Here is a 26,118-nt window from a genome sequence, read left to right as displayed (position 1 = left end):
GAGAGTAGAAATTTTTTCATGGGACAAGGGAGGATTGGAGCTTTATGATGCAGCGTACACAACTTAGGAAATGGACAGAGTGGCTGGTTAAAATTGAAAGCGTTGTCAATACAGCGGGGGAAGCAACGATTGCTGAGAAATTATATGAAGAATTGCGTGGCTGGACGTATTTTCAGCGTCATCCCGAGCGTCTGTGGCTGCAGCCGACCGACGAGAATCGGGAGGAAGGACGTAAGCGCTATAATGTGGTGGCGCTGGTTAAGGCTGAGCCAGATACATCGGTAGGACAAGCTGCCGTGGCAGATACCACGCTGCTGGTGGGGCATCTGGATACGGTTGGGATTGAAGATTATGGACAGCTGCGAGGATTGGCGACACAGCCGGATGAGTTAAAAGAGGCATGGCGCAAGCAGATGGCGGATTTGCCGGAACAGGCGAAGCAGCTGCCGCAAGTGGTGAAGCATCTGGAGGATGAGGATTGGATGTTTGGTCGTGGTGCTCTGGATATGAAGAGCGGGGTGGCGGCTAACCTGTCTATTCTGCACTATTACAGTGAGCATGCAGATGAGATGAAGGGGAACCTGATGCTGGTCGCGGAGTGCGATGAGGAAGACAGCTCCAATGGCATTTTATCTGCTGTTCCGTTTTTGAACAATGTGGCGGAGCAAGAGGGCTTGGTGATCAATGCGGCGATTAACAGTGATTTTGTGACAGCCCGCTATGAGGATGATCCGAACCGTTATGTGTATATGGGGACGGTCGGTAAGCTCTTGCCTTCTTTTTATGTGACGGGCAAGGAGACGCATGTGGGACAGGCTTTTGATGGGTTTGATCCGAACCTGGTGCTGTCTGAGCTGACACGGGAGATCGACTACAATACCGATCTGTGTGATGAGATGTATGGCGAGGTGACGCCTCCGCCGGTCAGTCTGAAGCAGACGGATTTGAAGCCGTATTATGATGTGCAGACACCGCTTGGCGGGTTTGTGTATTATAACTTCCTGGTGCATTCCCTGTCTCCGCGGGAAGTGATGGAGAAGCTGAGAGACTGTGCGACCCGTGCCTTTGAGCGGGCGATCGGGTCATACCGGGAGCAGTATTTGCGTTATTGTGAAAAAATCGGCCAGTCCGCCCGCGAGATTACGCTTGTGCCGCGTGTGTATACGTATCAGGAGTATCTGGCTTATGTAACGGATCGTCTGGGCAATGAAACCGTACAGGCAGCCTTGACGAAAAAAATGGATCAATTGAACAAGACCGATGTCGATATCCGCTGGTACTGCTGTCGCTTGGTGGAAGAATTGAACCGTTTGGATGACGACAAAAGTCCTGTTTGCATCATCTTCTACTCCTCCCTGTATTCGCCACGGATCGCGCTCTCGACAGAAAATGAGCGGGATCAGCGACTGCAGCGCGCGGTGGAGTATGCGGTGGCAGAAGCAAGCAAGGAGTATGCGAATCCGATCGAAATCCGCCAGTTCTTCCCATATATTTCGGATATGAGCTTCGTGGCGCTAAGCGATGATGAGGAAGGAATCGAGGGCTATACGGCCAACATGCCTGCATGGGGCAACAGACACACCGTTCCCTTCGATGAGATCCGTAAGCTCAATCTACCGATTGTCAATATCGGACCGTACGGATTTGATGCCCATAAAAAATGGGAGCGGGTAGAATTGACCTATTCTCTGGAGGTAGTCCCGCAGATGATGCAGAGCGTGATCGAGCATCTGTGGGGAAAAAGAGGATAAAAGCTCTTCTGTTCCAGTGCTTGTCAGCATAGATTGTAGATGAGACGGATCATGCTGGGAGGCCGCAATGGACGGAGGATTTTGGATTGCGTTTTTTCATATTTTCATGATCGATTTGGTGCTGAGCGGTGATAATGCGGTCGTGATCGGGATGGCTTGCCGGGGCTTGCCGCCCAAGGAGCAGAAAAAAGCAGTGCTGTATGGAACGGTTGGGGCGGTGGTGCTTCGGGTACTCCTGACCACCATGGCTACGTGGATGCTCGACATTCCGCTCGTGAAGGCGATTGGCGGTCTTTTGCTCTTGTGGATCGCTTTTAAGCTGATCATAGGGGATGAAGAGGAGACCAATGATGTGGCGTACAGCAAAAGTCTGGGGCAAGCGGTCAAAACGATCATTCTGGCCGATTTCATTATGAGTCTGGACAATGTGCTGGCAGTAGGTGGAGCGGCCCATGGGAATCTGATGCTGGTGCTGTTTGGTCTTGGGTTTAGCATCCCGCTGTTGATGTGGGGCAGCAGCATGGTTGCCCGTCTCATCAACCGGTTTCCGGCACTGGTCTACATCGGTTCGGGGATTCTGTCCTTTACAGCATTGGAGATGTGTCTGGAGGATCCGTACGTCTGGGAAATAGCCAACACATACATCTGGAATCATGCCTGGGTGCCGTTGATCGGGGCCTGTGCAGTGGTGGCCGCAGGTAAAGTTTTCAGACGGACATAAGTAAGGTTCATATGGAAAAAAGAAGAAAAAAAGGGACGTCCTAACGGCGTCCCTTTTGGCATGTTTGGACTTGGATGGGAAATACTATGGGAAGAAAATCGGTAAGAGAAAGGATCAGATTGGTCATGAATATTGCCATTCTTTCCTTATGGGGTGTATGGGACGCCATTTATTTTCGGTGCACCCGCCTTCAGTATGTGGAAAAAGGAAGCAACATTTTCCGCTTTGTCCTTTTGCCTTATCGGGGCGAGCCGCTTGACAGCAATGATGGCTTGAGAATTGAGCGTGGTGATCTGATCTTGCGCTTGCATATTCACAATTATTATTTTGCGACCTTGTGCAAGGATATCGAAAATGACACCAAGATCATTCTGATGCTTCGCCGGCACATCCGGGATTCGTTACCACAGCTGGCCGAGATGATCGCTGACCATCCACGCCGCGATGAGATCAAGGGAATCGTCGGAACGACCATGCTGCACCGGGGGGTGGAGCCGCTGGGATTTACCACTTCATTTGTGCCGGAACGCTGGTTCTTTCGCTATAAGCGCTGGTATCTGCGATTGATGATGATGATGATCCATCCAGATGGCATCAGGCGGATTCGGCGGGGGGAAAAGGATTATTCTCTCAAACGGGTTTACATGAGCAGACAGGAATTATTTGACCGTTACTTATCCTAAACAAGAACAGGTGACACTCTTTGATGAACAAGAAAATCTTAATTTTTACGGAGGATTGGGCGGGCAGCGGCCACAAGATGGCGGCCCATGCCTTGCAGCAGGCGCTTGGTGAACGCTCCCCGCACCATGATGTACAGATTATCGGTGGGCTTGATGTTGCAAGTCCCTTGCTTCGGCAAGTATCGCGGGCTTCCTATATGAGCAGTCTGCGGTACGCTCCAGGGCTGTGGAACTGGCTGTATAAGCGGGATAAGACGTGGAACCGTGCCCTCAAGCGTCCACTAGGCAAGGTGCTTGGGCGCAAGCTGTCACGCCGTGTGATCGAACAAGAGCAGCCTGATACGGTCGTCTGTACCCATGCGTACTGCTTATCTGCGCTGGTGGAAGCGAAGCGGCGGGCTGCTACACCGTTTCGCCTGGGCAGTGTCATGACCGATTTTCATGTGAACAGCTTCTGGGTGTCTCCGGAAATTGATTTTTATGTGGTGGGGCATCAGGAGATGGGCAAGCAATTAGAGGAGCGGTTCGGTGTGGACAGCCGCAAAATCTATGTGAATGGGATACCTGTCCGTACCGGATTTGCCAAAGAACGGGGACGCAAAAAGCAGGAGTGGAAAGAGGCGATTGGACTCAAGCCGAATATGTTTACGATTCTGGTAAGCAACGGTGAGGCGGGGTATGGCGATGTAGAGCCGCTGGTCAAGCGTCTGCTCCAGCTTGGGCGGCCGACACAGATCGTCGTTGTGACTGGGACCAATCAGGCGCTGCTGAAGAGTCTGCGGGAACAATACAGCGGGGATCTATCTCCACACGGTCTGCATCTCTTGGGCTATGTCTCTTCGATGTGGGAGTGGATGGGGGCCGCTGACGTGATTATCACCAAACCAGGTGGGCTTACCTGCGCAGAGAGTCTGGCGATGGGGACACCGATGATCTTGTATCAGCCACTTCCTGGACAAGAGCAGAAGAACAGTGAATTCCTGCAGAACCAAGGGGTAGCTGTGCAAGCGACCAGTATTGATGAGATCATGACGATATTAAACCGCTGGCAGATTGAAAAAGCCCAGTGGGAGAACCTGTGTCTGCGGACAAGCCGGCTGGGCATGCCGGATTCGGCTTATCGGACGGCTGATCTGGTGTTGGCAGAGGCGTATGTGTGAACGTAATAAATTTGCCCCTCTTATCCGAGAGGGGCTTTTCTTATAGGCTATGTTCAACAATGATGTTGATTTCCTCGTTGAACAGATGTGGCAGGTTCGTGCAAGTAAGGGTCTAAGGGTTATAATGAAGGAGGCAGCTTCATTAAAAAATGTATAAAAAGGGATGCATATCATGCCGATTAATTCTTTTGAAAACTATCCGATGAGCTGGAAGCCATCGATTGATAAAACGAAAAAGCCAATTTATCAAGCACTCGCAGGGCAATTGGAACAGGATATTTTAAACGGAGTTTTATTACCTGGAACAAAACTTCCTCCACAGCGAGAACTGGCCGATTATTTAGATTTAAATTTGAGTACCATTTCAAAAGCGTTTAAAGTGTGTGAGTTAAAGGGCTTGTTAAGTGCAACGGTTGGAAGTGGCACATTTATATCGTATGATGCGTTATCGAATGCGTATTTACTTGAGGATACGAAGCCGAAGCATTTAATTGAAATGGGAGCAACACTACCAGACAATGCTTCTTTCGAGCCACTACTACTCCAGCTGAAAAGTATGCTGCAAGAGACGGATTATGAAAAATGGTTTGGTTATGGTCGAGCGGGCGAAAGATTATGGCAAAAGGATGCGGCTGTAAAGCTAATCCGAAGAGGTGGGTTTGAAACAACAGTTGATCACATTTTATTTGCAAATGGAGGTCAAAATGCGATTGCAGCCACACTGGCGAGTCTTTGTCAGCCTGGAGATCGCATTGGTGTTGATGAACATACGTACCCGGGTTTAAAAACGGTTGCAGCGATGCTTCGTGTGCAAATCGTACCGATCAAATCAGAAAACGATCAAATGAGTCCAACTGCCTTTGAATATGCGTGTAAAAATGACAATATTAAGGGCATTTACTTGATCCCGGATTATCATAATCCGACCGCTTCCTTTATGTCTGTCGAGAATCGAAAAATGATTGCAGCAATTGCCAAAAAGTATAATCAGTTCATTATTGAAGATGCGTCGTATCATCTCCTGGGCGAAAAACCACTCCCAGCAGTCGCATCATTTGCACCAGAACAGGTTATCTATATTGCTAGTCTATCGAAAGCATTGGCACCGGGGTTACGACTAGCCTATGTAGCAGTGCCGAGTCAATTCAAGGAGCCAATTTCAAAGGCACTTTATAATTTAAATATATCCGTTTCCCCGTTATTAGCAGAACTGACAGCACGTACGATTGTATCGAATCAATTTGAAGTCTTAATTCAGAGTCATCGGGAACAAGCCATTCGCAGAAACCAAATCGTAAATCGATATTTGGCGGACTACACGTGTTTAGGTGCTGAAACAGGCATCTTTCGTTGGTTGCTCTTACCAGGCAAGATTACAGGTGCTGAATTTGAAAGGGTAGCTGCACAGCATGGGGTACAAGTGTATGCGGCTGAACGTTTTGTAGTTGGAAACAGTTCTCCAGAGCGGGCTGTAAGGGTGTCTGTCTGTGCACCAGAAACGCTCGGGGAGCTTGAGCAGGGATTAAGGATCCTTCAACGTTTATTAAACGATCATACCTAATATTGTTCGCCATACAATTAACTTATTGTATGGCTTTTTTGTGCGTGCTATGATGATTCAAATCTAGTGGGAGGATTGTGAGAAATCAAATTTGCTTTTTAGAAAGGGAGGTTCAATTGTGTTTCGTAAAGAGAATGTAAAAGTGTTGGACGCTCAATCAGATTGGTTACAAAGCTACATTCGTTCTCCAGAAAAACAACAACAACTATATAAAAGAACACTAATGGTTGTTGTCCTATCTCAAATTTTTGGAGGAGCAGGACTTGCAGCAGGAGTAACAGTGGGGGCACTTCTAGCCCAAGACATGTTAGGTTCAGATCGTGTAACGGGAATTCCTACAGCGTTATTTACTTTAGGATCAGCAGGGGCTGCACTACTTGTGGGAAGACTTTCTCAGCGATTTGGACGTCGTTTGGGGCTTGCGGCAGGATTTTTGGCTGGAGGGATCGGTGCCGTTGGAGTAGTCATTTCAGCATTAACAAACAGCATTCTGCTTTTATTTATTTCACTGCTTATCTACGGGGCTGGAACGGCTACAAATCTACAAGCACGCTACGCAGGGACTGACTTGGCACATTCAAGGCAAAGGGCAAAAGCAATTAGTATGGCCATGGTTTCCACCACATTCGGTGCTGTTGCAGGTCCAAACCTGGTGGATGTAATGGGTGAGTTTGCTATATCCATAGGAATTCCTGCTTTAGCTGGTCCATTTATATTAGCTGCTGCAGCTTATATACTTGCTGGTTTCGTTCTATTCATTTCACTTCGTCCTGATCCCTTTATTGTTGCAAAAGCAATATCAGAAGCTCAAAGAACAACCGGCAATTTACGTGTAGAGGAACATTCTGATTTGTCATCGATAAACAGGCGAGGTATTTTTGCAGGAGCAGCCGTAATGGTTCTGACTCAATTTGTGATGATGGCAATTATGACTATGACACCTATACATATGGGACACCATGGACATGGTTTGAAAGAAGTAGGGCTTGTGATTGGATTTCACATAGGTGCTATGTTTTTACCTTCTTTAGTAACGGGTTATCTTGTTGATAAAATGGGCCGTGCTGTTATGGCTGCTGCTTCTGCCGTTACGCTACTTGTTTCTGGCGGTCTGGCTGCTATGGGACCTGCTGATTCGATAGCCGTACTCATTACAGCACTTGCTTTACTTGGACTTGGCTGGAATTTTGGTTTAATTAGTGGCACCGCAATTCTTGTAGATGCAACTTCACCATCAACTAGGGCTAAGACACAGGGTTCTGTAGATGTATGGATTGCTTTGTCAGGGGCATTAGGAGGGGGCTTATCTGGAATGATTGTGGCCGGTTCAAGCTATTCAACCTTGTCACTGGTTGGAGGAGTTTTATCTTTAGTACTGATTCCAGTTGTAATCTGGTCTCGTCGAAGTGAAAAATAAAAGATCCAGGTGATACGGGATTAATGGCGCTTGTCTTGCAGCTCAGTTCTTAAAGCGTTAATGATTCATGTTCAAAGGCTCTCAACCATATGGTAGGGGGTCTTTTTTATGACTCCACGCCATCCAACGGTAGTTATTGAATTTCCATTGTTTTCAAAAAATCCGTATGTTATATTGTCTTTGCGACTTATTAAAGAAGTTTAAAAAGTATACCATTACAGGTGGTGAACCAGATGAGTGAATTATCTACGACTCCCAAATCCATGAAAAAAGAAATCCTCCGCGGTATTCGTGCCACCCTTTTACAGATGGGAAGTGCCACAAAAGCAGATCTCAGTCATCACTTAGGCATTAGTTTCCCGACTATAACCAAGTTCCTGACCCAGATGGAGAAGGACGGTGAACTGATTGTAGTGGGATTAGACGATTCCAGCGGGGGAAGAAGAGCCAAACGATATGCGTACAATCCAGAGCACATGTTGGGCTTGGCTATTTTTTTAGAGAAAACGGAGACCAACTACACCATTTTTAATTGTGTGGGAGAAGGGAAGGAACAGGGAACAACGGCAAGTGTACTCGTTGACGATGGTCTGCGCTTCCTAACCGATTGGATCGAAGACATCCTTGCTCAATATCCGAAGATCAGCTCCATCGCCATTGGCGTGCCTGGTTCGGTTAAGAATGGCCGGATTTTTTTCATACCGGGGTATGAGCAATACCAGGATTTTGATCTCAAAGGATACATGGAGGAGCGTTTTTCGATCCCTGTGGTTGTTGAGAATGACATGAATGCAGCCGTGCTCGGATATCACAACCATAGGAGCTTCAAGGACGATCAATCGCTTATTTATCTGTATTCCGGTCAAAATGGTCCGGGTGCCGGGATTCTGATTAATGGGGACGTGGTGCGGGGAAGCACTTTTTTCTCCGGGGAGATCTCGTTTGTTCCACAATATGATGATCGGAATTTTGGGCAGGCTCTGGGGAATGGCAATGATACGAAAAAAACAACGATTCGTGAGGACCACCAAATCGATGCAATCAGCAGGCTGGTGGCTTCGTTTACGGCTATCATGAATCCTCATACCTTTATTTTTTGCAAGGATGAGGTGGGGGAGGAGACGTTAGAAAAAATCAAAATGGGAAGCTCCAAATATGTCCCGGCCGAACATCTCCCAAGGCTTACGGTGAGTGATTGGAAACAGGATTATTTATACGGATTACAAAGTCTCGGACTTGATCTGATGATCAAAATGACGTAAAGAGAGGTGGGATTTTACATGGCGACGTTTTTTTTAGTGATCATCTATGTGGCTTTTATCAGCTTAGGGCTGCCTGATTCCTTGTTGGGAGTGGCGTGGCCTGTCATGCAGCCGGATTTTGAGGCTTCGTTTGAGACGGCGGGCTACCTTTTTATGACGGTGGCTGGGGGTACGATTGTATCGAGCTTATTCAGCGGGGCTGTGCTCAAGCGGTTTGGAACAGGCAAGGTGACACTCGTCAGTACCATCATGACTGCCGGAGCTTTGATGGGCTTTTATTTGGCTCCATCGCTGGTGTGGTTGTTCCTGTGTGCGATCCCGCTTGGACTCGGGGCAGGGGCGATTGATGCGGGGTTGAACAACTATGTCGCCACCCATTACAAGGCACATCACATGAGCTGGCTGCACTGTTTTTGGGGAGTGGGAGCGACGCTTAGCCCGATCATTATGGCTCAGTTTATATCAGGGGATGGATCTTGGAGAAACGGATATCTTGCCGTTGCCGGGATCCAATTCGCATTGGTCGTTATTCTTTTCTTGACGTTGCCTTTATGGAACCGGGTTGCCCAAAACAGCGATGTCGCTTCAGGCGAAGAGACGGGAGAGGCAACACATGATTCACGTGATGGGGAGTCTGCCAAAGTAAAGCCCCTGCAAATCAAGGGCGTGAAGCTGGCTCTCATCTCCTTCTTATTTTATTGCAGTGCAGAAGCTGCGGTGGGGCTTTGGGGGAGCAGCTATCTGGTCAATAGTAAGGAATTACCGGTAGAGACAGCGGCACAATGGGTCTCCTTCTTTTTCGCTGGAATCACCATCGGAAGATTCATCACAGGCTTTATTACGTTAAAAGTCAGCAATCGTACGCTGATTCGCTCAGGGCAGTTGACCGCCTTATCCGGTGCCGTCCTGTTACTGTTGCCATTGCCATCGGTCTTCTCGCTGATCGGCCTTATCACGATTGGACTAGGGTTAGCACCAATCTATCCGTGCATGTTACATGAGACACCAGCTCGTTTTGGGAAGGAACAATCGCAGACCATTATGGGCTATCAGATGGCTGTGGCTTATACAGGCAGTACGTTCATGCCTCCGTTGCTTGGTTTCATCGCCTCTTGTACGACCATCGGTATCTTCCCGTTTTTTATTGTGGGCTTTGTGGCTATCATGTTCTTGGGTTCAGAAAGATTAAATTCGGTCATTCTTCATCGGGCAAGTAACGAATGATTACTTTTGGGTACAATACCCATGTTGGATTACTTCATCGCAAGTGATTCGACTGGACTACTATATAGACGTATGAAAAAAATGGTACGCATGAGAACCCCGCTGAACGCTCATATTATACCTACCAACAGCGGGGAGGTGAAAACAACATGGCTAACAACGGCGGCTCTCGTAACCAACTGCTCGTATCCCAAGCGAACCAAGCTCTGGATCAACTCAAATATGAGATTGCTTCTGAGTTCGGTGTACAACTTGGCGCTGACACTACATCCCGTCAAAACGGGTCTGTAGGGGGTGAAATCACCAAGCGTCTCGTAAGCTTCGCTGAGCAACAACTTGCTCAACAATAATTGCATATGTGGATGAAAAAGGCACCCTCGTTTAACGGGGGTGTTCTTTTTGTGTGGAGGAAAAAACCATTGGTATGACTGGCTTCATCAGTGATTGGAAAGTTTTATGCATTGTTTATGAGTTTTAATCTTGTAAAATAGTACATAAGGTTTTGCACGTGTTGGTAATAAGTGACGAAAAAAAAGGTACATACCTAAAAATAGGAGGTTGATGATGGCCAAGAAGCTGTTCCTTGCCTCGCTGATGTCGTTGGCACTTATGACTGCCACTCCGGCATTCGCAGCAGAAACGAATCTGACCAAACAGACCCCGTTCACTGATATTGCTGAACACTGGGCAGAGAAAGAAATTACTGAATTGTATAACAATGGTGTCGTCAAGATGAATGAGACGGAAACCTTCCGTCCGAATGAACCGATCACCCGTGGGGAGATGCTTACGCTTTTCCTCGCCGCCAACGGGATTGAACCGGAGCCTGTGAAGAAGATGAGCTTTGCAGACGTGACGCCGGACAACTGGCTTGCTCCTTATGCGGAGACCGCTTTTCGTCTGGGGATCATTCAGGGCAAGGTAAGCGGCGGTAAGATTGTCCTGCAGGCGAATGACCCTGTGGAGCGTCAAGAGCTGGTGGCGATTCTGATCCGGTCGATGGGCGACAGTGGCCGCGTGAACAACATGCGTTGGTCCACATCGATCCAGACGCTCAATGCGTATCCAGACAATGATGAGGTGGATACGTGGGGACAACGGAATTTTGCTTATGCATTGACCAACAAGCTGACAAAACCAATCGAGGGAAATCTGGAGCCAAAAAAGCTGATGACGCGTGCAGAGGCTGCCAGCTATGCGTACAAGAATCTGTTTGAACCGCGCATTTCCCAAACCAAGCTGAAGCGTGAAAAACCTTTTACATTTGAATACAAACGTGTCATGACTGTTCAAACCACTGCCTATTACAACAGCGGAGGAAACAAGGCCTATCTGGGCTGGAATCTGCGTGAGGGCATGGTGGCTGTTGATCCAAAAGTGATTCCGCTGGGCACACACCTCTACATCGAGGGATATGGCTATGCGGTAGCAGCTGACATCGGATCAGCTGTGAAAAGTAATCATATTGATGTATTTTTGCCTTCCCTTCAAGCGTGTCTGGCTTACGGAAGACAAAAGGACACCAAAGTTTACATTTTGGACTAGCTGTCACTAGAGTTGGAACATATTCCCCACCCAATCGGCTCATACTAAAGCCGAAGGGTGGGGATTTTTTGTTCGGATGGATCTCTTTATTAGGGTCGATATTATTCTGGGTGTTGCTTGCACTTTTGTTGATTTTGCTGATTCTGATAATCACGCCGGTGGAAGTAAATCTCCAGTACCTGCGGCGTGGCGAAGATGACCAGTGCGATGTCCATGTAAAAGTGTGGTATGGTCTGATTCGAAAAAAATTCGAGGTTCCTTTTTTGATCTTAAAGAAAAAGGAAGGAAAAATGGAACCGGAGCTAAAAGCGGAAATCAAGGAAAAGGAAACCGGGAATCAACTGGTGGAGGGCGGAATTGATTTAACCATCATTGACCGGCTTCTGGAAAAATACCGCGAGCTGCTCATGTATGTCGAGGATTTTCATCCCATTCTCCGTGCCCTGTTACGTAAGATGCGCTGTGACAGGTTTGAGTGGGATACGGCTTTTGGAGTGGGGGATGCGGCTGTCACCGGTACCTTGACCGGACTTGCCTATAGTCTGAAAAGCTACGTGATTTCCTTCTTTTCCGCCTATATCCCGTTGGAGGAATCACCGCGTATCAGTGTGGAGCCGTTGTGGAATGATACTAGTATCCGAACCCACTTGACTTGTATAGTTCACTTTCGGGTAGGACACGCTATTGTCGCAGGAGTTCGTATTCTGAAGAAGCTAAGGAAAGGACGTGTGCGCAAATGGCAGACCACCCCATTCAGGGCTTAATGAAGACGACGATGGAAAACCTCAAGCATATGGTCGATGTTAATACGATCATCGGTGACCCGGTGGAGACACCGGACGGCAGTGTGATTTTGCCGATCTCCAAGGTAGGTTTTGGTTTTGCAGCAGGTGGAAGTGAATTCAATACGGCTGATCATCCACACCCAGATGTTGACCACCCTTTTGGTGGCGGTAGCGGTGGCGGTGTATCCATTACGCCGGTTGCATTCCTTGTGGTAGGCAAGCAAGGCATCCGTTCCATCCCGCTGGAGAACTCCACGCATCTGTACGACCGTATCCTTGAGTCTGTGCCGCAGATTGTGGATAAAGTACAAGGCATGATGGGCGGAGGCGGCGGACAACAGGAGCCGACCATCCAGTCCACCACAATCGTCACAGGTGTCAACGATCATGAAGATCTCGATTCCTTGATGGGTCGCAGCTAACTTCGGAATCAACGCAAAAAAAGTGGTATGCCGATGAAGCGCATACCACTTTTTTTGTTCCGTTGTTTACACCAATAACTAATAAGCTTCATTAAATAATAATCCGATTGCAGTCGCCTGTTGATAAAATAAATTAGGCAACATATAAGTCTGATATGGGTTTTGATTGAGCGAGGAACGGGAATAAGAACCAAGGGAAGAAACCTGCAGCCGTTCTGCCTCGCGACGTACCTTGGTACCGAGTCCGATCGTACCGCCAAGCGTCTGTTCGACAGAGGCAAAATCCTCTTCGATTGCGGCTTCCAGCTTTTCTTCATCCAGCTCAAAAGAACCGTCAGTCTTGCGGGTCAAACCCAATGCTTCTCCCCGTGTGTCGGAGAGGAAGAGGCGTTGCCATTTGCGGTACAGCGTCTCAGCCAAAGTGGTGGCCTGGTCACCCAAGAAGCTGAGGAAGTTGTTGACGGCATGAACGAAGGTTTTGACGGATTTGATGATCTTGTCACGGTCGGGAGCGACGTTGATCTGGACGGGTTCTGTCGTCGTTTTGTGAAGCAAGACTTCTACGTCTTTGCCATCGCCGATCCATACTTTATTGGAGCCGGAGATATAAGCCGTACCGTTTACTTTATAGGAAGCATCCTGTGCTTGCTGGTGGATCAGGTTCGCACCTGATACCTCTACGCTGTTGCCTTCTACATCACGCAGGGAAAATCCACTGGTCGTACCTGTCTTGTCACTTGTCAGAACCAATTGGCTTTTGCCTGTCGCTTGATCATTGACGACTTGCGCGGTTACACCGATGCGTTGTTCATTGATGGTCTGGGCCATTTTGTTAAGCCCTTGCTTGTTGGTGTCATAAGGGGAGGAGTAGAAGGTGAAGCTGTGCTCCTTGCCATTGGCTGTCAGCTGAAAGGTGTTGTGTCCTGGGGCAAAGGAAGAGGGAGCATTGCTGTAGAGGGAAAATCCCTGATTGGTCTGAGATGTGGCCAACCGGCTGATGCTAAGTGAATAGGTGTCGGACTTCGCCTTGCTCTGGGCGGTTACGGTTGCCGCAGCAGGGTTGGAGGAGACAGCATTCCGGCTGTTGATCGCACTGTTTTGCTTGCTGCTGTCCAGCTGAAGCGCAGCATCCAGCAGGTCTTGGTTATGTTCGAGGAGCTTGGTGAGCGCCATCGCGGTATTAATCGACCAGCTCTGCTGCTTGAGATACAGAGAATGAAATGAGTGCGCGGATACAGGAAAACGGGGCGTCTTCAATGACGCTTGATGCATAGTTTGCCGATAACGATTAAGCCGATCCATCGTTAATACATACGGAGACATCGTAATCATATTCGTCACCTCCTTGTAACATTTTTTGATTTATTATATTATAATGCACTGTGCTAACAGTTAAAATAATCGGTTAAAAAATGAGTCTTATTACTGATTAGTCTTGTGGTTGATAGGACTTAGGTTGGATATACAACAAAAGTAAAAACCCTCTCTTTGCAGAATATGCGGGAGAGGGTTTTTTCGCGTTAGACAGCGGTTGGGATCGTGGTCACTGATTGGATGCAGCAGCCTGGTGCTTGGGTTGCTTGCGTTTTTGTTTATGGATATAGCTGATAAATAACTGGTGGAGCTGTTCCTGCCAGATGCGCCGCTTGATCTGGTCGAACCGCCGGCTGGCCAGTTCGGGAGTGACATTGAACTCGTGTGCCAACAGCTCGATCAAATCCTGTTCGTAGCGGGGCAGGGAGAGCTTCTGCACCATGAAAAAGGGAATCGAGGCATAAAGCTGAAACGAAGAGGCCTGCCCCTCCTGCAGATTGCGCATGGAGCAGCTGGACTGCAATTGGTTGCTGCCGTGGCGAAGGGGATGGCATAACTCATGGAAAAACTCGGTTCGCCTATCAGATTCACTCAGATTGCGGTTGAGCATAACCAAAAAGTCGTTGGTGCCGTCATCCATCCAAATCGCATGGGACTGCATCCGGGTATAGCTCACTTCACCGCCAAAGGAAGCACAAATCCGCTCAATCTCCATATCTTGCGGTGTTAGGATACCGTGTGTTATGTAGTGCTTGGTGATCCATTCTTCCAGCGAGGTCATCTTATAGAAGGATAAATCCATACATACCTCCATCTTAGAACGTATGTTCGTTTGGTTGCCGAAAAAGAAAGACCAGGTTATTGGTCTTGACGGTCCCTGCTTTTGCGGTCTTTCATCCGGCGGAATACTTCGAGGCTTTCCTTCAGATATTCTAATTCATCTTCCGATAAGTCTTTGCCGCCGCTGATAAAAGCAAGACCCAACTCCGGGTTGTCCAGAGTGAGCATGGCGGGTGATTTGGTGTTGAGGGTGGGCTCATCGGTACGGCCCAACAAAAAATCAATGGAGACATCGAAAATCTCGGCAAGCTGTTGCAGGGATTCATAAGAAGGCTCACGCCGTCCCTGTTCATAGTAGCCATAAGCGCTTTCAGTGATGCCGAGGCGGTCGGCAATATCCTTTTGACGATATTTTTTGCGCTGTCGCAGTTCCCGCAGCCGCTGGGAGAAGGTCGCCAACGTGTGTACCCCCTATTCACATTCATATCCCTATTATACAACTTAACGTTGGGGATAGGGAAGAAAAAACAACAAAAAGTTTTTGTGTTTATTGACACCCAACTACTTGTTGGGTAATATTAAAGACAACGATATGTTGGGGCGTGGTAATCCATCGCAACACATCTGTTGGGGTCATCCTAGGAGCAGCTACAGGGCTGCATAGCCGGCAAAGTGGGTAGGGTTGTCGGCGGCTCTGGCGGATTATTAGTCATGGAGGGAGCATACAGAGAGATGAATGCACAACATGCTTTTACCTTACAGATTGACCGTAAAGCGACCCAGAAAAGAGTGATCGAGCTGTTAACAACGGTGAGGATTTACAAACAGTTGGGTCTGATCCGAAGGGAGAGCAAGATTACGTCCTTATACGAGCCGCGTGTCCATAGCAACACCAATCAGATCGGTAAGCCGACGGAGACGCTTGCGGTATATCATGCTGATTCAGAGGAACGGCTGCGTGTTCTGAGTCAGCGGGTAGAGCAGGCATTGAGTCAATTGAGCCAAAAACAGCGGGAAATCATCACCCGGCGTTATCTCGAAGATGAGACTGCGGTCGATTATCTGATCTGGGACGAGATCGGGATCAGTGAGCGGCAGTATTATCGGCAGAAGGCAGAGGCATTCTGGAAGCTGGCGTTCATGCTGCAAGCGGAAGTGTATCTGACATCCACATCCTGACATATGACTGTAAAAATCACAAAGGAAAAAGCATCCCAGGCGCTAGTGAGAGCTGCCAGAGGATGCTTTTTCTGTTTCGTGGGCAAGAAGCCATTCTTTGCGCCAGAGACCCCAGGCATAGCCGCGCAGGGTGGAGTCCGTACCGATGACCCGGTGGCAGGGGATCAGCAGAGCCAATTGGTTACGGCCATTGGCGGTTCCGACAGCACGGACGGCGCGGTCGTTGCCGATGGTTGTGGCAATGTCGCGGTAGGTTTGGGTCTTACCGACAGGGATCGCTTGGACAGAATGCCAGACCTGTTGCTGAAAAGCGGTCCCTCCCAACTGGAGCGGAAGGGTAAAGGAATGGCGTCCGCCGCAGAAGTATTCGTGGAGCTGATTGAGGCAGGTATGGAGCAGACTGGGCAGGTTCATGTTTACCTCTGCAGTGGGCGGTTCTTCCTCGATGAATCGGACGGAGATGATCGCATCAGCTGTGCCGATGACCATAAGCCAGCCGATGAGGGAATGGTAGTAGGCGGTGTGTGTAGGCAGTGTTGTGCGGCTCGTCATGGTAGCGATGCTCCTTTTGATCCGTGCTGGTTAGGGTTATTCTCTGTAGTGATTGCAGTGATTGCAGTGATTGCAGTAAGCCGGTAGTCGCTTGGGGTGCTGCCGGTTTCCCTCTGGAAGACGGTGGAAAAGTGGGCACTGGTGTGAAAGCCTGCCGCTTGGGCAATCTGGGAAATGGTTTGGTCTGTGGTGGTCAGCAGGCTTTTGGCTGTTTCCACGCGTTTTTGGGTCAGATATTTGAAGGGGGAGAGATTCATCGTTTTCCGGAAGCATTTTTGCAGGTAAAAGGGACTGACAAACAGGTGGTCGGCCATGTCACCCAAGGTAAGCGGCTTCTGGTACGAATCGTCGATGAAGCGGATCAGCTTGGCCGTGAGCTCTTGTTCAGGAGAGCAAAAGGCAGTCTCTTCCGGGCGGCAGCGCTTGCAGGGGCGAAGACCTGCGGCTATAGCATCTGCCTGTGTGGGGAAGATCCGCACATTGTCGCGGCGGGGAGTTCTTGATTTGCAAGATGGCTTGCAGAAGATGCCGGTTGTCATCACCCCATAGAAAAACTGGCCGTCGAAGCGGGTGTCACATGCGATGATGGTATGCCATTGTTGGTCGTTCATAAGCGAATCCCTCCCCGGATGATGGATATTCCCAGTATAGCTGGTCGGGGCAGTAGAGGGGAACCATCAGGGAATGAGAAAGCAAGAATTCATGGCAGTTTTCACGGCAGGAATGTGGCAGGATTACGGCAGGGGATTTGGTTTTGGACGTGCTATGATGATAGTGTCAAGATAAAAGGAAGGGCCACCTGATACCCAATCAGGTGGTTCTTTTTTTGCGACCACACCATCGAGGGGAGGGGGTGACATATGAAGCTTCGAGACGTGCTGCAGGCGGTGAGCCGCGAGATAACCGCTCTTTTTCCCGGTGTGACGGTCTATGAAGAGACCGTGGAGCAAGGCGTGAAGCCTTGTTTTTTTATGGTGTTATCACCGCATACGGTGACACAGGAGTCGCCGTCTATGCAGAAAAAGCTGACGACCATAACGGTGACGTATGAGACAGATCCGGTGAGTCAGCTTGCCTTTTATGACGTGATCGACAAGCTGAATACCAGGTTCGTCGGAACGCTTGAGATTTCTGACTCCGACGATCAGAACCGGTTGCGTAAGCTTCGGATCACCGAATCCAAGGCAGAGATCAAGGAGGGCAAACTCAACGTATCGTTTGACTTGACCTTCCTCGAACGGGCACAGGCTGTGGATGATCCAACATCCGAGCCGATGCAAGAGCTAACCTTAACTATGTAGAAAGCAGGTGTACGAAACATGGGACTTCCACAAATCGAAGTGGTATTTCAAAACTTGGCGTCAACAGCGGTTGAGCGCTCACAGCGAGGCATCGTGTCACTGATCCTCAAAGACAGCACCAATACGACTTTTGACGAGATCACCTATAAGAGCTTGTCTGAGGTAAAGCAAGAAGACTGGACCACCGCCAACTATGGCTACATCCGTGACGTATTCAAGGGCAAGCCGTCCAAGGTGCTCGTCATCCGCATCGATCCAGCCAGCACCGACTACACAGCAGCCCTCAACCGTCTGAAGACGCGTGAATGGAACTGGAACGCAGTACCGGGTGCACAATCCGGCGAAATCGCTGCACTGGTCACATTCATCAAAGAACAGCGTGAAGCAGGTAAGCCATTCAAGGCGGTCTACCCGAACAGCGCAAGCAATCATGAGGGCATCGTCAATTTCACTACAGATGAAATCAAAACAGACGAAAAAACCTACACAACTGCTGAATACTGCGCACGAATCGCAGGTGTGCTCGCTGGGCTGCCTTTTACCCGTTCTGCGACGTATTTCCCACTCGATGAGATCATCTCGGTCAAAGAAAGCGATACACCGGATCAAGATATCAACAATGGTGAATTGATCATCATCTTCGACGGCCGCAAACACAAGCTGGCGCGCGGCATCAACTCACTCGTGACCTATACCGCGACCAAAAAAGAAGACTTCAGCAAAATCGCTGTCGTCGAAGTGATCGACCAAGCCCGCGAGGATATCAAGCGCACATTTGCCGATCATTATGTCTCCATGAAAAATTCCTACGTGAACAAGCTTTTGTTCGTGAGTGCGGTCAACAGCTATCTGCAATCTCTCGTCAATGCGGGTGCACTCGACGGTGAAGCAGTCAACAAGGTAGCGATCGACGTTGCGGCCATCCGCCAGCATCTGACCGACAAAGGTGTGGATGTCACCGAGATGTCTGACCAAGAGATCAAAACAGCCAACACAGGTTCCCGCCTGTTCGTCGGTGGTGCGATCAAGCCGCTTGACGCGATGGAAGATTTGCAATTTATCGTTTCGATCTAATCAAGCATACCCGAATGCATACGAAAAGGAGCTGACCATACATGTTGGAAGCAGGTCAAATCATTAACGGAACCTGGGGCAAGATGTTCCTCGACGATCAAGAAATCATGGAAGTCAAAGCAGTTAACTGCGAGGTTGAGGCAGAGTTTGCCCAGGTGAACATGCTGCACACCCTCGATGAGCACGAAAAGCTGATCGGCCTCAAAGGCTCCGGCAGCTTCACCGTCTACAAGGTGAACACCGGTATCGCCAAAGATGTCATCGAGCAATGGAAGAGGGGCAAAAACCCTTACTTCAAAATCGTCTTCCAGCTGGCCGACCCAGAATCCGAGGGCTTCGAGACTGCGGTCATCGGCAAAGCATGGCTGTCCAAGCTGACGCTCACTCAGTTCGAACCAAAAAAGCTGCTTGAGCGCGAGTTCCCATTTCGCTTCACCGTCACAAGCTTCGAGTACGAAGACACCATCTAATATCCAATAACCACCTGTAACGAATAAAAGGGAGTGACCTATCACATGAACGCACAGAAAAAAGCGACGATGCAAGATTTGATTGCCAAGGCCAAAGGAAAAGAAAGCCGCGAACTGAAAACCGCTGAGGTCTACGTGAAGCGCCTCGATGCGACCATGACGATTCAGGAGCCGGATCAGAAGATGATGGAAGAGTACATGGCGAAGATGATCTACTCCAAAGGCGACTCTGCCGAAATCAACCAGCAGCTCAATGAAAAGCTGGTCTATTCCTGCGTCATCGACCCCAAGCTCTCCGATCCGGAGCTGCGCAAGGGACTGAAGGTCTCTCAGTTAAACGCCACGGATGTTGTCCGCAAAATCTTTGAAGTGCCGGAAATCCTTCACCTTGCATCCCGTATCTTGGAGCTGGCTGATGTGGATGTCGCTTCCAATCCGGTCGAATTGGTGGAAGACGTAAAAAACTAATCAAAACCAGCACCGTGTTCGCCATGTATCACCACAACGTCAAAAAAGGTGTGGACCTCAATGTGCTGATGGGCTATGACGCGTATCAGACAGGCTTTATGGTGGCGAGCATGATGCTGGAGCTGGAAGAGAAAGCAAGGCAGGGCGGGGATCTGCTCTGACCTTGCTTTTTTCCTATTTGAGGAGGAAGGAGGATGAGGGAATGTTGAATGCACAGACTGATCCGATTGATCAATGGCTAAAGCAGCTTCAGGACACATCGGACCGTACAGCAGAACGTGTCATTACGAATCTCGATAGAATGGGCAGCCGTTTTCAAGGAATGAATCAGAGAACGAAGAATGCCCTCCAAGCACTGGATCAGGAAGCAAGAAAGGTGATCTGGAACACCAAACAAGAACAAGATATGATCTCGTTTTCCAGTAATCAGACCGCGTATCAAAATGCATCGGCAGCAGCTATGGGTTTTGCAGGCGCACTGACCCAGGTGGCCGTTGGGATTAGTGCAGTGGGGACGCAGTACGAGGAGATGGTCAACAAGTTTCAGGCCCGCACGTTGACTGCCGATATCGAGATGCCGGAGATCGAAAAGCAGATGCTGAACCTCACTGTCGAGACGAATTTGACATACGCCGAGACAGGTGATTTATTCAGCGATCTGGTCAACAAACACAAGGTGGATAACAAGCAGTTGGAGGTCGAGGCGACGCGCGCATGGCAATTCTATGATGCCTTTGGCAAGCAAAACCAAAAGGATGGCATCGAGACTGGCGTCTGGAGTCAGGCTCAGGAAGCGGAGAAGTATTATGAGGCGATTAAAGATATCCAAGACCTGTTAGGGGTTGAAGGCACAGTGGATCAAGCCTCTGATATTCTTGCTCTCGCGCTCAAGGAGAACTCAGGCAACCTCGAAGAAGCTCAAAAAGCGCTGGCTGACCGAAAAAAACTAGAGGCCATGCAGAAACAAACAGCCTCGGGGAGTCAAGGAAGCCAATCTTTCGAGATGATGGGTGCGGCTCTCGACAAAGGAGCGATGGGGAATTTCACCAAAGGTCTGAAGGCTGGGATGGCGTCACTCATCGAGATTTATAAAGCGATGCAGCCTACTCTGGCTGCGATCAGTTCAGCTTTTTATGATCTGATGAAAAATGTTCACGCATTCTTGCAGACTCATCCTGGCGTGACGGAATTCATAGCCAAATTCATGCTGTTTGCACCAGCAGTAATCGCCACAACAGTGGGGATGGCTTCGCTTACATCAGGGGCAATGTTACTGGTTGAAAATATGGCTACAATAGGTCCGGCCGTTCGGGTCTGGATGGCACAGTTGTCTATATTGCCGCGTATGTTTGCCACCAGCTTACCTATTGTGCTCCGGGGATTGTTGTCTTTACCGGGAGTCATTTTGCGGTTTGCGGCTAGTTTTTACAGATTAAATCCATTGCTTAGTATCGCGATAGGGATAGGCGCCCTCATCTACAAGAACTGGGATAAGTTCGGACCTGTCATCATCCGGATCATAGATGACATCAGACTGGCGTTTCAGCCATTGTTTAACCTCTTTGAAGCGATTGCCCAGAATGTGTTGCCACAGGTGACTGGAGTCATTGAGGGTCTGTCCGATATTTTAGCGGGGTCATTACTGGTTTCCTTCAAACAATTAGAGCCTGCAATCCGTGGTTTTGCCAATCTGTTGAATGGAAACTTCAGAGATGCTGGCAAAGCATTCGGAGCCTTCTTCGACAGGTTGAAAGGGGAGGGACTGCAGGGGCAGACGAACTTAATGTATGGTCTTGGGACAGCGATCACCTTTGCTACTGTGGCATGGGCATCTTATAGGGCCGGACTTGTGCTTGCCTCCATCCAACAGTGGAGATTGAATGCGGCTATGTTGGCGAATCCGGTCGGGGTTATTATTACGGCAGTAGCTGCGCTCGGGATGGTATTTGTGATGGTGTACCAGAATCAGGACAAGATCATGGCGGTATTTGAGAACTGGAAGGTAAAGATGCATGAAATCGGTGTTTCTTTTAAAAATGTCGGGAACACCTTTAAAGGCATTTTTCTCGAAGTAGAGATTCTCTTCGACAAGTTTATGTTCGAATTGTTAAATGGTTTTTCGAAGATTCCGTTTTTGTCAGAAGAGATGCAACAATCGCTTGCTGCCAGCAGCAGTAATTATGCAGATAGCTATTATGCTGCATTGGATAAACAAAGGCGGTTGGGGATAGATCGAGATTTTAACTCGCTGGAAAACCGAATTGCTGATTCGCAGAATAATGACAGTGACCGGTTTAACGCTGAGAAGTTCTATATCAATAAACAGAAAAATTTGGATAATTCCTATCTCCCGACGATTAACACGATCACAGCTCCAGCCCAAGGGGTAACAAACAACAATCAAAAGTCCACGGCCAATCAAGTCACTCAAAATAATAAAACGGTCAACAATCAATATTTCACCATCAATAACCCGCAGATTCAAAATGAAAAGCAGATAGAAGCGATGTTAATTAATACATTTAACAGGGTTAACTTGCAGGTACAAAATACGTCAAGTACCCCATTGCCTCCATATTTTCAAAAGGAGGTTACGTAACCATTGGATATTTTCCTCTCGTGGAACAACCGTCAAGAACTGATTCAACTGCCTGTCCTGCCGAATGAATTTTCGATTGAAACAGGTAATAACCACGAAACCTTCACTACGGAAAAATACGGAGAAATTAAGCTGATCGGCAAATCGAAGCTGAAACGGTGCAGCATCTCCTCCTTTTTTCCAGCAGAAACATATCTATTCGTGCGGGGCGAGCATCAGCCGATGCTCAGTTACGTTGAGACACTGAGAAAATGGCGGGACAGCAGCCTGCCGATCCGTATGGTCATTCCTGAGCTTGGGATCAACATCGCCATGACGATCGATGATTTTACCTATGGTGCTGACAGAAGCCAGGATGTGCCGTATAAGCTGGATTTATCTGAATTTAAGTTTTTGGGGTGAATCTGATGAGTCATGAAGTCTACCTCGTGCGTAACGGGAAACAGACCCTGCTGCCTGTGGGGAATCTTTCGTGGTCAAGCAGTTTGGACACGTTGGGGGCGCAGCTGGATTTTGATTTGGCGGAAAATAGGGGAGGCATCTTCCCTTACACGGAAACGGCGCCGGGCGATGGAATCATGTTGCGTCATAACCAGCGGACTCTTTTTCAAGGAGTCATTATCACCGAGACAAGGAACGGTCGTCATAACCGTTCCTTTCATTGTCTTGACCCGGCTTTTTACCTCAATCAGTCCAAACTGACGATCAAGTTCAAAGGGGAGCGTGCCGATGACGCGATCCGAAAAGTATTGACGTCGGATCAACGTCAGTTCCCGATTGGCAGTATTGCTGCGATTAAGAACCCGATTAACAAAATCTATACAGGACAGGCACTCGCAGAGATTATCAAAGATATCCTGGCACAGGCACAGGGCGAATACGAAGAGAAATACCGGATGGAGATGCGGGAAGGAAAGCTCTATATCGAGGAACGCAGCAAGCTGAAGATCGCACCAATGATCAAGCTGGCTGATCATGTCAGTCCTATTCCGATTATGGAGACACTGTCTGATCCGAGCCGAACTCTTTCCATCGAAGAGATGAAAAATAGTGTCATCGTCACAGCCCAAGAGAAAGTACTGGCCACAGCCAAAGATGATCAAAGCGTGAAGCAATACGGATTGTTGCAAGAGTATATTTCGATTGAAAAAGAAAATAAGGCGGAGGCCGAGAAAAAAGCCAGATATTACTTGAAAGAGCAAAGCAAGGTGAAGGATGAATTGAGTTTTACCGTGGTCGGGCACGACGATTTGTGTGCCGGGCGACTCATTGATATTGTCGATGACTCGACAGGAGCCAAAGGCACGTTTGTCATCCTTTCCGCATCGCATACGGTCTCTAATGGAATCCACAAGACACAGTTGAAAACCAAATTAGCTTAAAAAGGAGGTGGGACCATGGGAAATGCAGGAACGATGGACGATGTGGTTGCGATGTGGGCAAAGTTGTTCAAAGAGCGTGAAAACCCTGTGATTCTAAGTATTCAACTGGGGACGGTTACCAACGCTTTTCCAAACATTGAGATCAAAATAGACGGACTCGTACTCGACAAGGATGACATGGTCTTCGCCGAGCATCTGTTGCCTGATCACAAACGAAAAGCCGAATCAAAAGGCAAGCTCTCCTTCTCGCAGATAAATGCAGGAAGCACGGCAGTTGGAGGGAGTCCAGGGCACAGCCATGGGATTGAATCCTTGCAGGTGTCCACTGATTATACAACAGAGGAAGAAGAGATCACGTACTTAGATCCGCTCAAGGTCGGTGATACCGTACTGGTTCAGCCTTTTGCAGATGGACAGCTCTACTATATTTCAAACCGGGTGGTGAAATGGAGTGATACCGCAAAATAGCCAGCTTCCTTTTCAGGAGGGGCAAGAAAGCGAGCAGGACAGGTTGGGTGTAGAGGTCGCTTTTGACTTTGCTGTAGGGGAGTTCGTGCTCGTCGATGGTAAATGTGTAGAAGTGGACGGCATGGATGCGATCAAACTCTGGGTAGAAAAGTGCCTGCGTACGGAACGGGATGTCTTTGAAATCTACGAGGGTGAAGCTTACGGCATACCACTGGGAGAATTGCTGGTGGGCTATCAATTCCAGCGGTACCGAGACTTTTTCGTAGAGGAGATCAAGCGGGAGGTGACAGAGGCATTAACCCGTCATCCCATGATCATGGGTCTATCCAACTGGGAGTTTCGGCAGGTGAAGGCGATGCTCGTTGTAGAGTTTGACGTCCTTCTTAGGGATGGGAACCAATTTCGACAAGGAGCTGAGTTCGTATGAGTCAGACAAGCCAAGAGATTTTTCAGCGGATGATTACCGCTGTGGATAACCGTTTTAACAAAGCAGTGGGCAGTTTTATTTCAGATGTACTCAAGGCGTACTCGTTGGAATTGACCAATTGGTATGGCAAAGTGGATGAATGGAAAAAAAAATTGCAATTGGATAATCTCAGCGGGGACGAGCTGGCTCAGCGCATCTATGAGCGAACGGGTATTTCCCGCAATCAGGCAACGAAGGCCAGTACCTATATCCTTCTGACGGGTAATCCAGGGACACCAATTGTGAAGGGAGACCGTGTCGCCTCAGATACCATGTCTTACATCGTCACGGAAGCTGTCCAGATCGGGGCGGGCGGAACGGCCCAAACCACCGTCGAATGCACCCTCCCTGGCAGCCTCGGCAACGTCCCGGCCAACGCGATCAAAAGCTTCCCTATGCCAATCGAAGGCATCACCTCTGTCACTAACCTCGAGCCAGTTACCAACGGCTTCGATGCCGAGACAGATGAAGCCCTGCTCCAGCGCTACTACGAACGCGTCCGCACCCCGGCTACCAGCGGCAACAGGCACCACTACCGCAACTGGGCAAAAGAGGTGGTCGGCGTAGGCGATGCCAAGGTGATCCCGCTCTGGAACGGTGACAACACGGTCAAAATCATCATCATCGATGCCAACAAGCAACCGGCGAGCGACGAACTGGTCGCACAGGTGCAGGCTTACATCGACCCCGGCTCAACAGGTCTCGGGGATGGCGTTGCACCGCTGGGAGCGCGCTGCACGGTGGAGAGTGCGGTGGCTAGGACGATCAGCATCTCATTTACGGGGGTAACCGATCCGGCAGTAGCCGAGCCAGACCGAATCCGCAATCTAGAGGAGAACCTCCGCGACTATCTGGCATCCTGCTCCTTTACCGGCATCCATCCCAGCTACGCCAAGATCGGCAATATCATCTTAAACACACATGGATACCTCGACTATTCCAACCTGCTCGTCAATGGCGGTACAGCCAACATTCAACTGGCAGACAACGAGGTGCCGATACTGGGGGGAGTAACCGTTGCTTAACCATCTCCCTGCTTTTATGCAAAAAAGCCGGGTCCTGCAGCAGTTCGAAACAGCCGAACAGCTTGAACTGGAACTGATCAACGGACAACTCGAAGACCTGATGCCCCAATTGGACGTCTCTACGGCTACTTGGGGCCTTGTTGTGTTTGAGCAGGAACTTGGCATCCCCACTGACCTGTCCAAATCATACGATGCGCGGCGCGAGGTGATCCGCTCCAAAATGCGCGGCTCAGGCAAAATCGACCGGATGCAGATCAAGGTGGTGGCCGACGCCTACGCCAACGGGGATTGTGAGGTCAGCTTCAACGGACGAATCAGGGTGAAGTTCACCAGCCAGATCGGGATTCCTCCGCGACTCGAAGAGCTGAAGCGGGCCATCGAGGAGATTAAGCCCGCCCACCTCGGAGTGGAGTACGAGTTCCGCTACCTGTTTATCGAAGACGTCCAACAGATGACACTCGAACAGCTTCAGACACAACCATTGGAAAACTTTGCAGGAGGTGCATAAC

Annotated in this window: 30 protein-coding genes; 25 read left to right on the top strand and 5 right to left on the bottom strand. The window is 49.0% G+C overall.

Going from position 1 to position 26,118, the window contains the following annotated elements; genetic code table 11:
• Window positions 1-44: 44 nt before the first annotated feature.
• The 12 genes from FGI41_RS15760 (at window position 45) to ytfJ (ending at window position 12,531) form a co-directional block, all read left to right on the top strand.
• Window positions 45-1,751: a M20/M25/M40 family metallo-hydrolase gene (locus FGI41_RS15760; RefSeq protein WP_139491323.1), complete on the top strand. Its 1,707-nt coding sequence runs from the start codon at window positions 45-47 to the stop codon at window positions 1,749-1,751.
• Window positions 1,752-1,818: 67 nt separating this feature from the next.
• Window positions 1,819-2,472, top strand: coding sequence for a TerC family protein (locus FGI41_RS15755; RefSeq protein WP_139491322.1), 654 nt, complete (start codon window positions 1,819-1,821; stop codon window positions 2,470-2,472).
• A 125-nt stretch (window positions 2,473-2,597) separates the two neighbouring features.
• Entirely contained in the window at window positions 2,598-3,155 is a 558-nt protein-coding gene (locus tag FGI41_RS15750; RefSeq protein WP_139491321.1) for a YkoP family protein, read from the top strand.
• Window positions 3,156-3,178: 23 nt separating this feature from the next.
• Window positions 3,179-4,315: an MGDG synthase family glycosyltransferase gene (locus tag FGI41_RS15745; RefSeq protein ID WP_139491320.1), complete on the top strand. Its 1,137-nt coding sequence runs from the start codon at window positions 3,179-3,181 to the stop codon at window positions 4,313-4,315.
• A 172-nt stretch (window positions 4,316-4,487) separates the two neighbouring features.
• The gene (locus FGI41_RS15740) at window positions 4,488-5,876 is read left to right on the top strand and encodes an aminotransferase-like domain-containing protein (RefSeq protein WP_139491319.1); all 1,389 of its coding nucleotides are present in this window, start codon (window positions 4,488-4,490) and stop codon (window positions 5,874-5,876) included.
• Between the two features lie 118 nt (window positions 5,877-5,994).
• Window positions 5,995-7,293 (top strand): MFS transporter, encoded by a 1,299-nt coding sequence (locus tag FGI41_RS15735; RefSeq protein WP_139491318.1) that lies wholly within the window; start codon window positions 5,995-5,997, stop codon window positions 7,291-7,293.
• A gap of 233 nt (window positions 7,294-7,526) precedes the next feature.
• Window positions 7,527-8,555 (top strand): ROK family transcriptional regulator, encoded by a 1,029-nt coding sequence (locus tag FGI41_RS15730; RefSeq protein ID WP_139491317.1) that lies wholly within the window; start codon window positions 7,527-7,529, stop codon window positions 8,553-8,555.
• Window positions 8,556-8,573: 18 nt separating this feature from the next.
• Window positions 8,574-9,779, top strand: a complete 1,206-nt coding sequence (locus FGI41_RS15725; protein ID WP_139491316.1) for an MFS transporter — start codon at window positions 8,574-8,576, stop codon at window positions 9,777-9,779.
• A 149-nt stretch (window positions 9,780-9,928) separates the two neighbouring features.
• The gene (locus FGI41_RS15720; RefSeq protein ID WP_139491315.1) at window positions 9,929-10,129 is read left to right on the top strand and encodes an alpha/beta-type small acid-soluble spore protein; all 201 of its coding nucleotides are present in this window, start codon (window positions 9,929-9,931) and stop codon (window positions 10,127-10,129) included.
• Between the two features lie 214 nt (window positions 10,130-10,343).
• On the top strand, window positions 10,344-11,324 hold the full coding sequence (locus FGI41_RS15715; RefSeq protein WP_139491314.1) for an S-layer homology domain-containing protein: 981 nt from the start codon (window positions 10,344-10,346) through the stop codon (window positions 11,322-11,324).
• Between the two features lie 68 nt (window positions 11,325-11,392).
• Entirely contained in the window at window positions 11,393-12,088 is a 696-nt protein-coding gene (locus FGI41_RS15710) for a DUF2953 domain-containing protein (RefSeq protein WP_139491313.1), read from the top strand.
• Complete coding sequence (gene ytfJ, locus FGI41_RS15705) at window positions 12,061-12,531, top strand: GerW family sporulation protein (protein ID WP_139491312.1); 471 nt, start codon at window positions 12,061-12,063, stop codon at window positions 12,529-12,531. Before FGI41_RS15710 ends, ytfJ begins: the two co-directional genes overlap by 28 nt.
• A 78-nt stretch (window positions 12,532-12,609) precedes the next feature.
• On the opposite strand, the gene fliD is transcribed toward ytfJ, so the two are convergent.
• The 3 genes from fliD to FGI41_RS15690 all read right to left on the bottom strand — a co-directional run bounded on the left by fliD (window position 12,610) and on the right by FGI41_RS15690 (window position 15,084).
• A complete protein-coding gene (gene fliD / locus FGI41_RS15700; protein WP_139491311.1) occupies window positions 12,610-13,863 on the bottom strand; it encodes a flagellar filament capping protein FliD in 1,254 nt (417 codons plus the stop codon).
• 211 nt (window positions 13,864-14,074) lie between these two features.
• On the bottom strand, window positions 14,075-14,647 hold the full coding sequence (locus FGI41_RS15695; RefSeq protein WP_176560297.1) for an ImmA/IrrE family metallo-endopeptidase: 573 nt from the start codon (window positions 14,645-14,647) through the stop codon (window positions 14,075-14,077).
• Window positions 14,648-14,703: 56 nt separating this feature from the next.
• Window positions 14,704-15,084: a helix-turn-helix domain-containing protein gene (locus FGI41_RS15690; protein WP_139491309.1), complete on the bottom strand. Its 381-nt coding sequence runs from the start codon at window positions 15,082-15,084 to the stop codon at window positions 14,704-14,706.
• A 273-nt stretch (window positions 15,085-15,357) separates the two neighbouring features.
• Here FGI41_RS15690 and FGI41_RS15685 point away from each other — a divergent pair, with 273 nt between their 5' ends.
• A complete protein-coding gene (locus tag FGI41_RS15685; protein ID WP_139491308.1) occupies window positions 15,358-15,804 on the top strand; it encodes an ArpU family phage packaging/lysis transcriptional regulator in 447 nt (148 codons plus the stop codon).
• Window positions 15,805-15,846: 42 nt separating this feature from the next.
• Here FGI41_RS15685 and FGI41_RS15680 read toward each other — a convergent pair whose 3' ends face one another.
• Entirely contained in the window at window positions 15,847-16,356 is a 510-nt protein-coding gene (locus tag FGI41_RS15680) for a methylated-DNA--[protein]-cysteine S-methyltransferase (protein ID WP_139491307.1), read from the bottom strand.
• On the bottom strand, window positions 16,353-16,967 hold the full coding sequence (locus FGI41_RS15675) for a bifunctional transcriptional activator/DNA repair enzyme AdaA (protein WP_139491306.1): 615 nt from the start codon (window positions 16,965-16,967) through the stop codon (window positions 16,353-16,355). The genes FGI41_RS15680 and FGI41_RS15675 overlap by 4 nt, the downstream gene beginning before the upstream one ends.
• 249 nt (window positions 16,968-17,216) lie before the next feature.
• On the opposite strand from FGI41_RS15675, the gene FGI41_RS15670 reads away from it, so the two are divergent.
• The 12 genes from FGI41_RS15670 to FGI41_RS15620 are packed head-to-tail and all read left to right on the top strand — an operon-like array spanning window position 17,217 to window position 26,117.
• Window positions 17,217-17,657, top strand: a complete 441-nt coding sequence (locus FGI41_RS15670; protein WP_139491305.1) for a phage tail terminator family protein — start codon at window positions 17,217-17,219, stop codon at window positions 17,655-17,657.
• A gap of 18 nt (window positions 17,658-17,675) precedes the next feature.
• Window positions 17,676-18,731 carry a phage tail sheath subtilisin-like domain-containing protein gene (locus FGI41_RS15665; protein WP_139491304.1) on the top strand — a complete coding sequence of 352 codons (1,056 nt, stop codon included), beginning with the start codon at window positions 17,676-17,678 and terminating at the stop codon, window positions 18,729-18,731.
• Between the two features lie 41 nt (window positions 18,732-18,772).
• Window positions 18,773-19,201, top strand: coding sequence for a phage tail tube protein (locus FGI41_RS15660; protein WP_139491303.1), 429 nt, complete (start codon window positions 18,773-18,775; stop codon window positions 19,199-19,201).
• 45 nt (window positions 19,202-19,246) lie between these two features.
• The gene (locus tag FGI41_RS15655; RefSeq protein ID WP_139491302.1) at window positions 19,247-19,669 is read left to right on the top strand and encodes a phage tail assembly chaperone; all 423 of its coding nucleotides are present in this window, start codon (window positions 19,247-19,249) and stop codon (window positions 19,667-19,669) included.
• 23 nt (window positions 19,670-19,692) lie between these two features.
• The gene (locus tag FGI41_RS25030; protein ID WP_176560296.1) at window positions 19,693-19,830 is read left to right on the top strand and encodes a hypothetical protein; all 138 of its coding nucleotides are present in this window, start codon (window positions 19,693-19,695) and stop codon (window positions 19,828-19,830) included.
• Window positions 19,831-19,871: 41 nt separating this feature from the next.
• On the top strand, window positions 19,872-22,268 hold the full coding sequence (locus tag FGI41_RS25025) for a hypothetical protein (RefSeq protein WP_176560295.1): 2,397 nt from the start codon (window positions 19,872-19,874) through the stop codon (window positions 22,266-22,268).
• Window positions 22,269-22,271: 3 nt separating this feature from the next.
• The gene (locus FGI41_RS15645; RefSeq protein ID WP_139491301.1) at window positions 22,272-22,670 is read left to right on the top strand and encodes a hypothetical protein; all 399 of its coding nucleotides are present in this window, start codon (window positions 22,272-22,274) and stop codon (window positions 22,668-22,670) included.
• A gap of 5 nt (window positions 22,671-22,675) precedes the next feature.
• Complete coding sequence (locus tag FGI41_RS15640; protein WP_139491300.1) at window positions 22,676-23,650, top strand: XkdQ/YqbQ family protein; 975 nt, start codon at window positions 22,676-22,678, stop codon at window positions 23,648-23,650.
• A gap of 15 nt (window positions 23,651-23,665) precedes the next feature.
• The gene (locus FGI41_RS15635; protein WP_139491299.1) at window positions 23,666-24,118 is read left to right on the top strand and encodes a DUF2577 family protein; all 453 of its coding nucleotides are present in this window, start codon (window positions 23,666-23,668) and stop codon (window positions 24,116-24,118) included.
• Entirely contained in the window at window positions 24,102-24,545 is a 444-nt protein-coding gene (locus FGI41_RS15630; RefSeq protein ID WP_139491298.1) for a DUF2634 domain-containing protein, read from the top strand. Before FGI41_RS15635 ends, FGI41_RS15630 begins: the two co-directional genes overlap by 17 nt.
• Window positions 24,542-25,609: a baseplate J/gp47 family protein gene (locus FGI41_RS15625; protein ID WP_139491297.1), complete on the top strand. Its 1,068-nt coding sequence runs from the start codon at window positions 24,542-24,544 to the stop codon at window positions 25,607-25,609. Before FGI41_RS15630 ends, FGI41_RS15625 begins: the two co-directional genes overlap by 4 nt.
• Complete coding sequence (locus tag FGI41_RS15620) at window positions 25,602-26,117, top strand: putative phage tail protein (RefSeq protein WP_255298487.1); 516 nt, start codon at window positions 25,602-25,604, stop codon at window positions 26,115-26,117. Before FGI41_RS15625 ends, FGI41_RS15620 begins: the two co-directional genes overlap by 8 nt.
• The last annotated feature ends 1 nt before the right edge of the window (window position 26,118 follow it).

It is taken from the genome of Brevibacillus dissolubilis (assembly GCF_006170445.1).
GTDB lineage: Bacteria > Bacillota > Bacilli > Brevibacillales > Brevibacillaceae > Brevibacillus_B > Brevibacillus_B dissolubilis.
Note: the sequence above shows the minus strand (reverse complement) of the source record. Positions and strands in the feature narration are given on the sequence as shown.

Excerpts from the sequence above, each read along its gene's own strand:
- FGI41_RS15760 (WP_139491323.1), top strand. The coding sequence starts at position 45 with ATGATGCAGCGTACACAACTTAGGAAATGGACAGAGTGGCTGGTTAAA.
- FGI41_RS15755 (WP_139491322.1), top strand. The coding sequence starts at position 1,819 with ATGGACGGAGGATTTTGGATTGCGTTTTTTCATATTTTCATGATCGAT.
- FGI41_RS15750 (WP_139491321.1), top strand. The coding sequence starts at position 2,598 with ATGAATATTGCCATTCTTTCCTTATGGGGTGTATGGGACGCCATTTAT.
- FGI41_RS15745 (WP_139491320.1), top strand. The coding sequence starts at position 3,179 with ATGAACAAGAAAATCTTAATTTTTACGGAGGATTGGGCGGGCAGCGGC.
- FGI41_RS15740 (WP_139491319.1), top strand. The coding sequence starts at position 4,488 with ATGCCGATTAATTCTTTTGAAAACTATCCGATGAGCTGGAAGCCATCG.
- FGI41_RS15730 (WP_139491317.1), top strand. The coding sequence starts at position 7,527 with ATGAGTGAATTATCTACGACTCCCAAATCCATGAAAAAAGAAATCCTC.
- FGI41_RS15725 (WP_139491316.1), top strand. The coding sequence starts at position 8,574 with ATGGCGACGTTTTTTTTAGTGATCATCTATGTGGCTTTTATCAGCTTA.
- FGI41_RS15720 (WP_139491315.1), top strand. The coding sequence starts at position 9,929 with ATGGCTAACAACGGCGGCTCTCGTAACCAACTGCTCGTATCCCAAGCG.
- FGI41_RS15715 (WP_139491314.1), top strand. The coding sequence starts at position 10,344 with ATGGCCAAGAAGCTGTTCCTTGCCTCGCTGATGTCGTTGGCACTTATG.
- ytfJ (WP_139491312.1), top strand. The coding sequence starts at position 12,061 with ATGGCAGACCACCCCATTCAGGGCTTAATGAAGACGACGATGGAAAAC.
- fliD (WP_139491311.1), bottom strand. The coding sequence starts at position 13,863 with ATGATTACGATGTCTCCGTATGTATTAACGATGGATCGGCTTAATCGT.
- FGI41_RS15695 (WP_176560297.1), bottom strand. The coding sequence starts at position 14,647 with ATGGATTTATCCTTCTATAAGATGACCTCGCTGGAAGAATGGATCACC.
- FGI41_RS15685 (WP_139491308.1), top strand. The coding sequence starts at position 15,358 with ATGAATGCACAACATGCTTTTACCTTACAGATTGACCGTAAAGCGACC.
- FGI41_RS15680 (WP_139491307.1), bottom strand. The coding sequence starts at position 16,356 with ATGACGAGCCGCACAACACTGCCTACACACACCGCCTACTACCATTCC.
- FGI41_RS15675 (WP_139491306.1), bottom strand. The coding sequence starts at position 16,967 with ATGAACGACCAACAATGGCATACCATCATCGCATGTGACACCCGCTTC.
- FGI41_RS15670 (WP_139491305.1), top strand. The coding sequence starts at position 17,217 with ATGAAGCTTCGAGACGTGCTGCAGGCGGTGAGCCGCGAGATAACCGCT.
- FGI41_RS15665 (WP_139491304.1), top strand. The coding sequence starts at position 17,676 with ATGGGACTTCCACAAATCGAAGTGGTATTTCAAAACTTGGCGTCAACA.
- FGI41_RS15660 (WP_139491303.1), top strand. The coding sequence starts at position 18,773 with ATGTTGGAAGCAGGTCAAATCATTAACGGAACCTGGGGCAAGATGTTC.
- FGI41_RS15655 (WP_139491302.1), top strand. The coding sequence starts at position 19,247 with ATGAACGCACAGAAAAAAGCGACGATGCAAGATTTGATTGCCAAGGCC.
- FGI41_RS25030 (WP_176560296.1), top strand. The coding sequence starts at position 19,693 with ATGTATCACCACAACGTCAAAAAAGGTGTGGACCTCAATGTGCTGATG.
- FGI41_RS25025 (WP_176560295.1), top strand. The coding sequence starts at position 19,872 with ATGTTGAATGCACAGACTGATCCGATTGATCAATGGCTAAAGCAGCTT.
- FGI41_RS15640 (WP_139491300.1), top strand. The coding sequence starts at position 22,676 with ATGAGTCATGAAGTCTACCTCGTGCGTAACGGGAAACAGACCCTGCTG.
- FGI41_RS15635 (WP_139491299.1), top strand. The coding sequence starts at position 23,666 with ATGGGAAATGCAGGAACGATGGACGATGTGGTTGCGATGTGGGCAAAG.
- FGI41_RS15625 (WP_139491297.1), top strand. The coding sequence starts at position 24,542 with ATGAGTCAGACAAGCCAAGAGATTTTTCAGCGGATGATTACCGCTGTG.